Origin of the sequence: Buttiauxella izardii, from assembly GCF_003601925.1 — a bacterium.
Lineage (GTDB): Bacteria > Pseudomonadota > Gammaproteobacteria > Enterobacterales > Enterobacteriaceae > Buttiauxella > Buttiauxella izardii.
Map to the genome: position 1 here is coordinate 411,692 of NZ_QZWH01000006.1, position 13,112 is coordinate 424,803.

Here is a 13,112-nt window from a genome sequence, read left to right on the forward strand (position 1 = left end):
TGCCGCTCCGGCAGATGATTGAAACGCCTCATATAGAGGCGTTTACGAAACTAATCTTAAAGCTTAGCAATCTTGCTTAAAAAGATCAGTAAGTTGCTTAAAACTCAGATTTTGGTGTAAACCCGCGCGACGCGTCCGACACCACTGATGGCAACCGGTGATTCTTGTGCAGAAATAAACGCTGACTCGCCAGGTTTAAGTACCAGTTGCTGACCCTCTTTACTCAACACCGCTTCGCCTTCAGTGCAGAACACAATGGCGGCACTTGGCTGCGCAAGGCTTGCTTGCTGCGTGCTGAGGTCATGTAAAGAGAAAGCAAAGTCATCAACCGGAATAGGGAAGTCCAGTTCAGTTGCGTGTTTTTCAGGTTGAGTCAGCAATTCTGCCGCTGGTTTTGGCTCAAACTTCACATTGGCGACCAGCTCGGGAATGTCGATATATTTTGGCGTCAAGCCCGCACGAAGTACGTTATCGGAGTTCGCCATCACTTCAAGGGCGACGCCTTTCAAATACGCGTGTGGCGTTTCAGCGAACAGGAACATCGCTTCACCGGGTTCTAATTTCACCACATTTAACAGCAGCGGAGAGAACAAACCGCTGTCGTCCGGGTAGAACTCAGAAATCACACGAATGGTTTCCCACGGCTCGCCTTGCTGGTTGTTCAGCGCCGCTTTCAACACGCTCAGCGCAAGGGATTTCTCTTCACCTTTCATATTTAGCAGGCTGGCGAAAAGCTGCGACAAACGTTCAGCATTTGGTTCCTGCAAGAAATGGGCGATGGCCGGATGCGCGCCCGAAACCGGCTGCAACAGCGAAACAATATCGGAGAACTCGCGGAACGCGTTCATGGCAAGGAAAGGCGTTAATGCAAACACCAATTCTGGCTTGTGATTAGGATCTTTGTAGTTACGCTCGGCGGCATCTAAAGGAATACCCGCCGCATTCTCTTTAGCAAAACCTAATTCAGACGCTTTTTTGTTCGGGTGCACCTGAATAGAAAGAGGTTGATCGGCGCACAGCACTTTGAAGAGAAATGGTAACTCACCAAAACGCTCTGCAACGGCCTTGCCTAAGAGAGTAGACTTGTCAGCATCAATCACATCGCGCAGTGAACGAGTCTGGCCATTATCAAGAATTTTTGAGCTACTTTTAGGGTGTGCGCCCATCCAAAGTTCTGCCATAGGCTGATTTTCTGGATTGGCTACGCCATAAAGTTCGGTTAACGCAGTTTTACTTCCCCAGGCATAGTTTTGCACTGAGTTAATGAGTTTTTGCATTGTTAAGCCCTGTTGGAATCTAGACAAAGTTGCTGCTATTAAACCAATTATCCGTTGTGAAGTAACCAGGGGATTAAAAAGTCGGTGTAGTCTCAGTTTTTGTTAAAAAATTGTGTAGGATATTTCGACCTGGATTGTGAACGTAGCGCCACGTTTTCGCAGAAAGATAAAAATTAATATGTAAGTGAGAGAACAATGTCTAACAAAGCCTTTCATTATCAAGAACCGTTCCCGTTAAAAAAAGACGAAACAGAATACTACCTGCTCAGCAGTGATTATGTTTCGGTGTCAGAGTTCGAAGGGGAGGAAGTCCTGAAAGTCGACCCCAAAGCCCTCACGTTACTCACCCAACACGCCTTCCACGATGCCTCTTTTATGTTGCGCCCGGCGCACCAACAGCAAGTCGCCGATATCCTCAACGACCCGGAAGCCAGTGAAAACGACAAATACGTCGCGCTGCAATTCCTGCGTAACTCTGAAATCGCCGCCAAAGGTATTTTGCCAACCTGCCAGGACACCGGCACGGCAATCATCATGGGCAAAAAAGGCCAGCGTGTATGGACCGGGGGTGGCGATGAAGAAGCGCTGTCTCGCGGCGTCTACAACACCTTTATTGAAGACAACCTGCGCTATTCGCAAAACGCGGCGCTGGATATGTATAAAGAGGTGAATACCGGCACCAACCTGCCAGCGCAAATCGATCTCTACAGCGTTGATGGCGCGGAATACAAATTCCTCTGTATTGCCAAAGGCGGCGGTTCAGCGAACAAAACTTATCTGTATCAGGAAACTAAAGCGCTGCTGAGTCCAGGCCGCCTGAAAGAGTACCTGGTCGAGAAAATGCGCAGCCTCGGCACGGCGGCTTGCCCGCCTTACCACGTTGCGTTTGTGATTGGTGGAACCTCTGCCGAAGCGACGCTCAAAACCGTGAAACTTGCGTCAACTAAATATTATGACGGCTTGCCAACGGAAGGTAACGAGCATGGCCAGGCGTTCCGCGATGTTCAGCTTGAAGAAGAGTTGCTGAAAGAAGCGCAAAACCTCGGTTTAGGCGCGCAGTTTGGCGGAAAATATTTTGCTCACGATATTCGAGTCGTGCGCCTGCCACGCCACGGAGCATCTTGCCCGATCGGCATGGGCGTTTCTTGCTCTGCGGATCGCAACATAAAAGCGAAGATCAACCGCGACGGTATCTGGATTGAGAAACTGGAGCACAACCCTGGCAAGTTTATTCCGCAAGAGTTGCGCCAGGCGGGTGAAGGCGAGGCGATCAAAGTCGATCTGAATCGCCCAATGAGCGAAATCCTCAAGCAGTTGTCGCAATACCCCGTTTCCACTCGTCTGTCGTTAAGCGGGACAATTATTGTGGCGCGTGACATCGCCCACGCTAAACTCAAAGAACGTATCGACAACGGCGAAGGTTTGCCGCAGTACATCAAAGATCATCCGGTGTATTACGCAGGCCCGGCTAAAACGCCAGAAGGTTATGCGTCCGGTTCGCTTGGGCCGACAACGGCAGGGCGTATGGATTCATACGTTGATTTGCTGCAAGCCAACGGCGGCAGCATGGTGATGTTGGCAAAAGGCAACCGCAGCCAGCAAGTGACCGACGCCTGCCACAAACACGGCGGATTCTATCTGGGCAGCATCGGCGGCCCGGCGGCGGTACTGGCGCAACAAAGCATCAAGAGCCTGGATTGTGTTGAATATGCAGAACTGGGAATGGAAGCCATCTGGAAAATCGAGGTGGAAGACTTCCCGGCCTTTATTCTGGTCGATGACAAGGGCAATGACTTCTTCCAGAAAATACACGCCTCACAATGCACACGATGCGTGAAATAGAAATCTCAGACAAACCGCCCAAATGGGCGGTTTTTTTTGCTCAAAATCTAAGGAGTATGAAATGGCATCCGTTCGCAGTGAAAAAGACTCAATGGGCCCGATCGACGTTCCGGCAGACAAATTGTGGGGCGCGCAAACCCAGCGCTCACTTGAGCATTTCCGCATTTCCACTGAAGAAATGCCCACCGCGCTGATCCACGCGCTGGCGCTGACCAAACGTGCCGCCGCTAAAGTGAATATGGATTTAGGCTTGCTGGTTTCCGAGCGCGGTAACGCCATTATCGAAGCCGCCGATGAAGTGCTGGCGGGCAAACATCCCGATGAATTTCCGTTAGCCATCTGGCAAACCGGCTCCGGCACACAGAGCAATATGAACATGAATGAAGTGCTGGCGAACCGGGCGAGTGAAATCCTCGGCGGGGTGCGCGGCATGGAACGCAAAGTTCACCCGAATGATGACGTGAATAAAAGCCAAAGCTCGAACGACGTCTTTCCAACGGCGATGCACGTTGCGGCGGTGATTGCCGTACGCGAGCAACTGATCCCCGAATTAAATGTGCTGAAAGAAACGTTGCAGGGCAAAGCTGAAGCCTTTAAAGACATCGTAAAAATTGGCCGCACCCATTTGCAAGATGCCACGCCGTTAACGCTGGGCCAGGAGATTTCCGGCTGGGTGGCGATGCTTGAACATAATCTCAAACATATCGAAAACAGCCTGCCGCACGTGAGCGAACTGGCGTTAGGCGGAACAGCTGTCGGAACCGGGCTGAACACGCACCCGGAATATGCCGTGCGCGTGGCGAAAGAGCTGGCTGAAATCACTCAACAATCGTTCATTACCGCGCCGAATAAATTCGAAGCGCTGGCGACCTGTGACGCGCTGGTTCACGCGCATGGTGCGCTAAAAGGGTTGGCGGCATCGTTGATGAAAATTGCCAACGATGTGCGTTGGTTATCTTCCGGGCCGCGTTGCGGGATTGGCGAAATCGCCATCCCAGAGAACGAACCGGGTAGCTCCATCATGCCGGGCAAAGTAAACCCGACGCAGTGTGAAGCCATGACCATGCTGTGCTGCCAGGTGATGGGCAACGACGTGGCTGTGAATATGGGCGGTGCATCGGGCAACTTTGAGTTAAACGTCTACCGCCCGATGGTGATTCATAACTTCCTGCAATCGGTGCGTTTGCTGGCGGACGGCATGGAAAGCTTTAACGAACATTGTGCCGTGGGTATCGAACCCAATCGCGACCGCATCACGCAGTTGCTCAATGAATCGTTGATGTTGGTGACGGCGCTGAACACACATATCGGCTACGACAAAGCCGCAGAAATTGCCAAAAAAGCCCATAAAGAAGGGCTAACATTGAAGGCGTCGGCCCTTAAACTCGGGTATCTCACCGAAGATGAGTTTGACGCCTGGGTGCGCCCGGAAGAGATGGTTGGCAGCATGAAATATTAAGTCACTAAAGCGTCATCCGACAATTCGGTGTAAATGGTGGATGACGCCTGTGGCTTATCCACCTTACAAAATCTACTGACGACAGTTACTCGCAATACAAATGCAGGCGCGGGATCACCAACTGTAACGGCTGCGCATCCGGTTTATAACGATGGCGAATATTATCCGCATCGTAATTTAATAATTCCCCTATCTCTGGCGGTGCCTCGCCGTTATCCCGATTACACAGCACGATTAATGGTGACGGGCAGGCGTGCTGCACCTGCTTTTTACGATCCTGATACCAGGCTCGAGCCAGCGGCTGCACTTTGACAGGCCGCTTGATCTTCAGGCGCACGTTATCCGAAAGCCGGGTGATGGAATCCAGCTCGCGGGTGATTTGTTCCGCCCATTGTTCGCGGGTATACGGCGGCACAGCGCGATTAGCCAGCAGGCTTTTTTCAAGTATTTCGATGACTTCACGGCGGGTGTAATTCTTGATGATTTGCTTATTCGCCCAGCCAAAATTCAGCGTAGTGGGGTTTTCCAGCAACGTAATCGTGCGATAGGCATTGAGCGTGATGAGGCCGGGCAGATGTCGGTGAACCCACTCAAAACGCTGCACGCTAGGTAAACCAGACTCCACGCTGATAATGTTTTCCAGCTCTTGTTTACGCTGGTTAATTTGCGCAATCAGCGCCTGAGTCTGGCCGCGTTGTGCTTCATCCACTTGATAGCAAAGGGCACCCGGCAGGCGTTTCGCGGCTTTGCTGCTGGTTTTCTCCGATTGCTGCTGAATAAACAGATGGGTGAAATGGGCAACGGTGGCCTGATGCGCCTCTTTACCGAGGAGCTGCTTCACTTCGATTTGAGTCACCGAATCATGCTCTTTACCTTTATCGACGGCAGGTAACTGAAAGACACGGCCAACCAATAAATGATAACTATCAAGCTGTTCCCGTAATTGATGCAGGTCGCGCTCAAGCTCGCGAAAACTGCTGGTTAAGCGCTCAATCAAATCATATTTCGCCATTTTGCCATCCATTAGTTACAACATACTAAAGAATTTATAGCACAGGGAGAGCGACCTGACCACCAGCGTTGTGATCGTCAGGCAGGGGAAAAAGGGATTTTTAGCGGCGAGGTGTGATGGAGGCGAGCGGCAATGGCGATTCGGTTTTTATCGGCCAGCTAAAACGGAAGCGAGCACCGCCCAGCGCGCCACTGTCGACGATGACATTGCCTTCCATCGCAGTGGCGACAGAGTGAACGATAGCCAGCCCCAGCCCACAGCCGCCGGTTGCGCGGTCACGACTTGGGTCGAGACGCACAAACGGTTCAAACACGCGTTCGCGTTCTTCGGCAGGAATACCCGGGCCATCATCTTCCACCTGCAAACACGCGGTGGCGCCATCCAGCCACAAACTCACGCGTAGCTTCTCTTTGCTGTAACGGAGCGCGTTGTTCACCAGGTTATCGGTCACGCGCTCCATCAGGCGCAGATCGATCAGTCCAAAGTTTCCGCTGGCGGGTGTGTCCAGCAAGATATCCAGATGCGGGTGGATAATTCGAACGTCGGCGATGTGCTCATCGAGCCAGCGCGGAACGTCAACGCTCGCCAGTTGCAGTTCGGTTTGCGGGCGATCGAGGCGGGCGTAGGTCAGCAATTCTTCAATCAAGCCTTCAAGCTGGCCGATATCACGGTTTAACGCCAGTGACTCCGCTTCTGTCAGGTTGTCGCTCATTTCTAAACGGTAACGCAAGCGCACCAGCGGCGTTCGCAGTTCATGAGCAATCCCGTCAATCAGCAGTTTCTTACTGGCGATTTGCGCGTTAATACTATCCGCCATCTGGTTAAAGGCGACGCCTAAACGCTCAAAACTGGAAGCGCTGTCGAAATGAATACGTTCATCCAGATGCCCTTTGCCTAACCTTTGCGCTGCGGTTTCCAGTTTTAGCATGTCCTTCCAGTGCGGACGCATCCAGATAAATACCGGAAAGGCGAGGGAGATCGCAATAAACGCCATCAGCGCTACATCCAGCAAACGCATCTGATGCAGGAAAAACAGATAAGGGATTGGGCCAACTGCCAGAACATAATGGCTGCGGGGAATGCGCTGAATAAAGGTGTATTCATCATCCAGGGCGACAATTTCGCCTTCACGTAAATGATGCATCGTCATGTCGTCGAGCTTGAATTTGTCCATCGGCTCAATGCGCAGTTTGAAAGACAAATTAAGGTCGAGATCTTTAACGGTTCGGTTCCAGTCCCGTGGCGGGATTTCGCGCAGTTCGCTGCGCATTAAATACAGCGAACTTTTCATTAAATCATCAAGAGACTGGCGGCCAGCGCGTTCAGCGGTGAATTTGTACACCAGCCCAACCAGCATGGTCATCAACAGGAAGCAGACGAACAGCAGAAGATAAAACTGGATAAAAAGCTTTTTCATCAGGCTTCACTTTCCCAGGCGTGAGGCGCGAAAAGATAGCCTTTATTACGCACCGTTTTGATACGGAAAGGTTCGGTAGCACTGTCGTAGAGTTTTTTTCGCAGGCGCGAAATGGCGACATCAACGCTCCGATCCAGCCCGTCATAGGTCACGCCGCGTAAATTTTTTAGTAATGCATCGCGATCCATTATCTGCCCGGCGTGAGTCGCCAACTCCCACAACAAATCAAAATCGGCTGTGGAAAGGGTGATGTTTTCTGCACCCAGCGTCACCTGACGGTTTACCGGATCGATACATAGCGTGCCAAAACGCATCGCTTTATGCGGTTTAAGTGCATTAGAACTATTGCTTTCGACCGTTTGTTGCGCAGAAACACGCTGGCGCAAATGCAGGCGCAAACGAGCCAGTAAAACGGCAGGCGGTGTGGTTTTTAGAATGTAATCGTTAGCGCCCATCTCCAGCGACAAAATATGGTTCATGTCGCTGTCCAGAGAAGTCAGAAGAACAATCGGGCCGTCCCATTGCGGGCGAAGATCTCGGCACAACGTCATGCCGTCTTTGCCTGGCAGCATCACGTCAAGCAGCACAAGGTCAGGGCGCTGCTGTGCAATAGTCGCTTCGGCGCAATCGCCACGGCTTTCGACAATCACTTCAATGTCATGCTTGCCGAGGTATGCGGCAATTAACGCTCCGACTTCTGGATCGTCTTCTACATATACGATTTTGTTCATAGCCCGGCACTTCAGATCAAAAGGGAAACATACACTGCTAAATGTTTTTACACCATAAATCATGGGTAAACAGATTTACCGTAGCGGGCGGCCGCCATCCACAGAATGTGTACGGCCAGTCACGTACTCACTATTTAATAGATATTCTACCAGCCCGATAATTTCTTGCTCGCCAGGTGCAATCTTCATTAGCGACTTATTTAACGCGGCTTTCCGGTATTCGGCGTCATCATTTTCATTAAACATAATCATCGCCGGAGCAATAGCATTCACTTTGACTTCTGGAGCCAGCTTGCGGGCAAACGAACGGGTCATATTATCGAGCGCTGCTTTGCTGGCGGCATAGGCAATGTGCTTATCGCTGCCACGTTCCACAACGTAATCGGTAAAGTGAATGATGTCCGAGCCAGCATGACCGTGGCCGCGCAGCAACGGTTCAAGATATTGGTTCAGCAAATAAGGCGCGTTGACGTGAATTTGCAACATGGCGGCCAGAGTATCGGCGGGGGGCGAGTCGGGGGATTCGGCAAGCCAGTCGCTGGCATTATGCACAATCGCGCGTAAGCCGTCGCAATGCTGCTTCACGTTATTGGCAAATTTTTCAATGCCTTCGTTTGTTGAGAAGTCGCCGAACAGGCAAATGGCTCCTGCCTGTTCAAGCTCAGCTACCGCCGGATAACGCGTGCGATAGCTGATAATCACCGGTTGTTGTTGGGCAAGGAAATGCCGTGCTAATGCGAGACCAATTCGTTTACCGGCCCCGGTAATCAAAACCGGACGTACCACCATCGACGACTCCTTTATATGTTTATTTCACCAACATCCACGTCGCAGGGAACGCCGCCACCAGTATCAGGAAAATCACCGACTTTTCCTTCAGATTCAGTTTGATGTCATGCGTATGCGTGCTGCGAGTATACATAAAGACTAATAAACCCGGCGCATAAAGTACCACTGAAAGCAGCAAATGCATGGGGCCGGACGCATAAAGCAGCCATAAGCCATAAATACAGGCACCGAGGCCAATGGTTTTATGCAGTGGGCGAGTCGAGACTTTCAGCAAAAATGCACCGACCAGGAAATAGGGCACCAGAATCATTTCTGAGGCGATGGTCAGCAGCGTATTGTAATCCGAACCTGTCAGCCAAATCAGCACTAGGCAAATTTGCACACTGATGTTGGTGAGCCACAGCGATGCCGACGGCGCGTTATTTTTGTTCTGACGAGCAAAGATTTTCGGGAAGGCTTTGTGCGTGGCGGCCAAAAATGGCACTTCGGCAGCCATAATCGTCCAGCTTAGATAAGCGCCGCACACCGAAACAATTAACCCGGCGGCGATAATCACTTCGCCCCACGGCCCCATCATTTCGACCATCAAACCTGCCATCGACGGGTTACGGATTCCGGCCAGTTCCGGGCGGGCAATCACGCCAAGCGACAGCAAAGTCACCAGCAGATAAACGCCCAATGCGGCAATCACCGCCAACAAAGTGGCGCGACCCACATCATTTTTATTACGCGCACGAGCCGAAACAACGACCGCACCTTCTACACCGATGAATACCCACAGAGTAATCAGCATGGTGTTTTTGACCTGTTCCCAAACCGGAACACCGAGCGCGAGGCCGCTGAAATCAAGAGTAAAAGTGGAAAGTTTGAACGCCATCGCCGCGAGTACGACAAACAGGCCCAACGGCAATAATTTAGCAAGAGTGGCGACCAGGTTAATACTGGCTGCGGTTTGTACGCCGCGAAGAACGAGGAAATGCACCATCCACAGCAAAACTGAGGCGCCAATAATCGATTGCCAGGTATTTCCGTCACCAAACAGGCGCAGCTCAGGCGTGTCGGTGAAGAAACTCAGCGCCGAGAAAACAATCACCAGATACGAAACGTTGGCGATCACCGCGCAAAGCCAATATCCCCAGGCCGAGAAGAAACCAATCAGCTCGCCGAATCCTTCGCGTGCATAAGTAAAAATGCCGCCATCAAGATCGGGGCGCAGGCGTGTTAACACCACCATTGCCAGCGCCAGAAGCAAAATGCCCACACCGGTAATGGCCCAGCCAATCAACAATGCTGCGGGACTCGCCACGCTCGCCATGTTTTGCGGTAGGCTGAATACGCCTGCGCCGAGCATTGAACTCAATACCAATGCCGTTAATGCGGCGAGGCCAAGCTTCTTTTCCATAGCAGTCCCATAAAATTCAAATTAAAACACAGAATAATTATTATGCTTTTGTGCATAAAAATGGTGGGTAACACCAAGGCGCGGAATTTTACGGAGTGTGAGAGCTGCTTGCAATGATGTGAGCCATAAAATGCTCTGCGAAATAAAAAAAGGCCAGCGAGGCTGGCCTTTTCGGAGGATGCTGAACTTATTTGTACAAATCAGCGCTCACGGTCAGGTTGCCACCACGTTCTTCCCACTGACGGGTGATGTGGTAATACTTGGCACCTTTCTTAGCGGCACGCTTCGCCACCTGATAAGAAACTTCTGTGCTGCTGCCGTAGTGACCCGTGAACTTCACGCTATCAAATGGAACCATCTGTGCTGCGGTGACTTTGTTCACTTCTTCGATTTTGGTGCCATCCGGCAACGTTACAGTGTAACGTCCACCTTTAGTGGTTTGTGTTTCAAAGAAACGGCCAATATCAGAAGTTGGGGTGCTGGTTGTTGCTACACCTGGGATTTCAACAGCGGCTGCCGCAGCGCCACCGGCTGCCAGTGCAGCTTTACCCGCTTCGGAGTTCGCAGGGATCGCATCCGGGCTTTGCAGTACGCGTTTCTTAGCGTCTTTTTTATAGATGAAAGCGGTAATGCGCTGGTTGCCACCTGAGTTTGCGTCAATCTGGCGCACGATATAGAACATATCTGCACCTTTTTCTTTGGCCGCGCGGGTGATAGCCGCGTTCACGTCAGGCTGACTACGATAAAAACCCTGGACTGTCACGGTATCGAACGGCTCAAGAGCGTATGCTTGATCTTTAGGTAACTCAATCACGCCATTAATAACGCGGTTGGTGTTTTCCTCAGCCTTAGCTGCATCGGCATGATACACATCAGCCACCACACGCCAGTTACCGCTGCTGCCGGTGTCGTTGGTGTCCTGAACATAGAAAGAGGCTGCGCCAATTTTATCTGCACGTTTGGAGACGGCATTGACCGCTTCGCCAATCGAGTTAAAACGGCCAGTGATGGTAATGCGATCAAATGGTTTAAGAGCAGCAGCTTGATCTGGAGTCAGTTCCGTTGCAGCCTGAGCGGACAGCGTAGTTAGGGAAATCAGTGCTGACGCCAGAAGGGTGTTCTTGAGCTTCATAAAAATAATCCTTCGCCTTGCGCAAAATGAATACAAATACCGCATTCTCTGAGAGTTACCTGTTAGCCGCCGATTATGGCATCGAACACTCAAACTGTCTGCGCGATTTTTCACGCAGCAACTGTTGCTTGCAGAAATTTTTCATAACTAAAATTTATATGTTAATAAAAGAGCGCTTTGACCACTAAAACCGGTAAAGCTTACAACTTAATTAGTTAATGCAATGTTAAATCTGCAATTTGCGTTGGCGCAGAATCGTGAATTGCGGCTTCGCTTAAGCGGATTATCAGGTGTCACAGGTTAAAATCAGTCAGAAATAGCTGTCTGAGGCGCTTAACGCTAAACTTTTACGATAATGATACAAATACTGAGATCCGGATCTAGATCACAGGCGTTATTTTCAGTAGGTTATAAAAAGTTTGTTACAGATGTATTTTTTCATTGTTTTGGACTTGGCCACGCCGATCGCCAGGACAATGTCTGACAAACCATCAACAAAAAACAGATGGAAGGGAATACTATGCGTATTGGGGTACCAAAAGAGCGGTGGGCGGGAGAATCCCGCGTGGCAGCCACGCCAAAAACAGTGGAGCAGTTGCTGAAGCTAGGCTTCACCGTCACAGTCGAAAGCGGAGCGGGCAAACTGGCCAGTTTCGATGACGAAGCGTTTGTACACGTTGGCGCGACCATTTCAGATACCGCTGACGTCTGGCAATCTGACATTATTTTAAAAGTGAACGCACCGCAGGATAGCGAAATCGAGTTGCTGCGTGCAGGTTCTACGCTGGTGAGTTTTATCTGGCCTGCGCAGAATCCTGAATTACTCGAAAAACTGGCTGCGAAGAATGTCACCGTGATGGCGATGGACTCTGTACCACGTATTTCTCGTGCGCAGTCTCTCGATGCCCTGAGCTCAATGGCGAACATTGCGGGTTATCGCGCCATCGTTGAAGCGGCTCATGAATTTGGCCGTTTCTTTACCGGGCAAATTACCGCTGCGGGTAAAGTGCCACCGGCGAAAGTAATGGTTATCGGTGCCGGTGTTGCTGGGCTTGCGGCAATCGGTGCGGCAAACAGCCTTGGCGCTATCGTGCGTGCCTTCGACACTCGTCCAGAAGTGAAAGAACAAGTGCAAAGTATGGGCGCTGAGTTCCTGGAACTGGACTTTAAAGAAGAAGCGGGCAGCGGCGACGGTTACGCCAAAGTCATGTCCGAAGCCTTCATTAAAGCCGAAATGGAACTGTTTGCGGCACAAGCTAAAGAAGTCGACATTATTGTCACCACGGCGCTGATCCCAGGCAAACCGGCTCCAAAACTGATCACCCGTGAAATGGTTGATTCCATGCAAGCGGGCAGCGTGATTGTCGATCTAGCCGCGCAAAACGGCGGTAACTGTGAATACACCGTTGCCGATCAGGTTACTGTGACGCCAAACGGCGTGAAAGTTATCGGTTACACCGACTTGCCGGGCCGCTTGCCAACGCAATCTTCCCAGCTTTACGGCACCAACCTGGTGAACTTGCTCAAATTGCTCTGCAAAGAGAAAGACGGCAATACCGTGGTTGATTTTGAAGATGTGGTGGTTCGCGGCGTGACCGTGATTCGCGATGGTGAAGTCACCTGGCCTGCACCGCCAATTCAGGTTTCTGCACAACCGCAGGCTGCTGCCAAAAAAGCGGCTGCACCAGTAGAAGAGAAAAAACCAGCATCACCATGGCGCAAATACGCGTTTATGGCGCTGGCGATTATTCTGTTCGGCTGGCTCGCTGATGTTGCTCCGAAAGAATTCCTCGGCCACTTCACCGTATTCGCGCTGTCATGCGTGGTGGGTTATTACGTGGTGTGGAACGTTTCTCATGCTCTGCACACCCCACTGATGTCGGTTACCAACGCCATTTCAGGGATCATTGTGGTCGGCGCGTTACTGCAAATTGGCCATGGCGGCTGGGTGAGCTTCCTGAGCTTTATTGCGGTGCTGATTGCCAGTATCAATATTTTTGGTGGTTTCACCGTCACTCAGCGCATGCTGAAAATGTTCCGGAAGAACTAAG

The 13,112-nt window shown here is 51.1% G+C and carries 10 protein-coding genes; 3 read left to right on the forward strand and 7 right to left on the reverse strand.

Annotated elements, in window-relative coordinates; translation table 11 throughout:
• Window positions 1-104: 104 nt before the first annotated feature.
• Window positions 105-1,277 (reverse strand): mannose-6-phosphate isomerase, encoded by a 1,173-nt coding sequence (manA, locus tag D6029_RS05100; protein ID WP_120063711.1) that lies wholly within the window; start codon window positions 1,275-1,277, stop codon window positions 105-107.
• A gap of 195 nt (window positions 1,278-1,472) precedes the next feature.
• Between manA and fumA the strand changes: the two genes are divergently transcribed.
• Window positions 1,473-3,119: a class I fumarate hydratase FumA gene (gene fumA, locus D6029_RS05105; RefSeq protein WP_120063712.1), complete on the forward strand. Its 1,647-nt coding sequence runs from the start codon at window positions 1,473-1,475 to the stop codon at window positions 3,117-3,119.
• A gap of 61 nt (window positions 3,120-3,180) precedes the next feature.
• Entirely contained in the window at window positions 3,181-4,578 is a 1,398-nt protein-coding gene (gene fumC, locus D6029_RS05110; RefSeq protein ID WP_120063713.1) for a class II fumarate hydratase, read from the forward strand.
• A gap of 85 nt (window positions 4,579-4,663) precedes the next feature.
• Here fumC and tus read toward each other — a convergent pair whose 3' ends face one another.
• From tus to ydgH, 6 genes are all read right to left on the reverse strand, one after another.
• Window positions 4,664-5,590, reverse strand: coding sequence for a DNA replication terminus site-binding protein (tus, locus tag D6029_RS05115; RefSeq protein ID WP_120063714.1), 927 nt, complete (start codon window positions 5,588-5,590; stop codon window positions 4,664-4,666).
• 100 nt (window positions 5,591-5,690) lie between these two features.
• A complete protein-coding gene (gene rstB, locus D6029_RS05120; RefSeq protein ID WP_120063715.1) occupies window positions 5,691-7,007 on the reverse strand; it encodes a two-component system sensor histidine kinase RstB in 1,317 nt (438 codons plus the stop codon).
• The gene (gene rstA, locus D6029_RS05125) at window positions 7,007-7,738 is read right to left on the reverse strand and encodes a two-component system response regulator RstA (protein WP_120063716.1); all 732 of its coding nucleotides are present in this window, start codon (window positions 7,736-7,738) and stop codon (window positions 7,007-7,009) included. The genes rstB and rstA overlap by 1 nt, the downstream gene beginning before the upstream one ends.
• Before the next feature lie 75 nt (window positions 7,739-7,813).
• Entirely contained in the window at window positions 7,814-8,527 is a 714-nt protein-coding gene (gene folM, locus D6029_RS05130; protein ID WP_120063717.1) for a dihydromonapterin reductase, read from the reverse strand.
• Window positions 8,528-8,546: 19 nt separating this feature from the next.
• Window positions 8,547-9,929 (reverse strand): amino acid permease, encoded by a 1,383-nt coding sequence (locus D6029_RS05135; RefSeq protein ID WP_120063718.1) that lies wholly within the window; start codon window positions 9,927-9,929, stop codon window positions 8,547-8,549.
• 187 nt (window positions 9,930-10,116) lie between these two features.
• Window positions 10,117-11,061, reverse strand: a complete 945-nt coding sequence (gene ydgH, locus D6029_RS05140; RefSeq protein ID WP_120063719.1) for a DUF1471 family protein YdgH — start codon at window positions 11,059-11,061, stop codon at window positions 10,117-10,119.
• Between the two features lie 520 nt (window positions 11,062-11,581).
• Here ydgH and pntA point away from each other — a divergent pair.
• The gene (gene pntA / locus D6029_RS05145; protein WP_120063720.1) at window positions 11,582-13,111 is read left to right on the forward strand and encodes a Re/Si-specific NAD(P)(+) transhydrogenase subunit alpha; all 1,530 of its coding nucleotides are present in this window, start codon (window positions 11,582-11,584) and stop codon (window positions 13,109-13,111) included.
• Window position 13,112 lies beyond the last annotated feature (1 nt).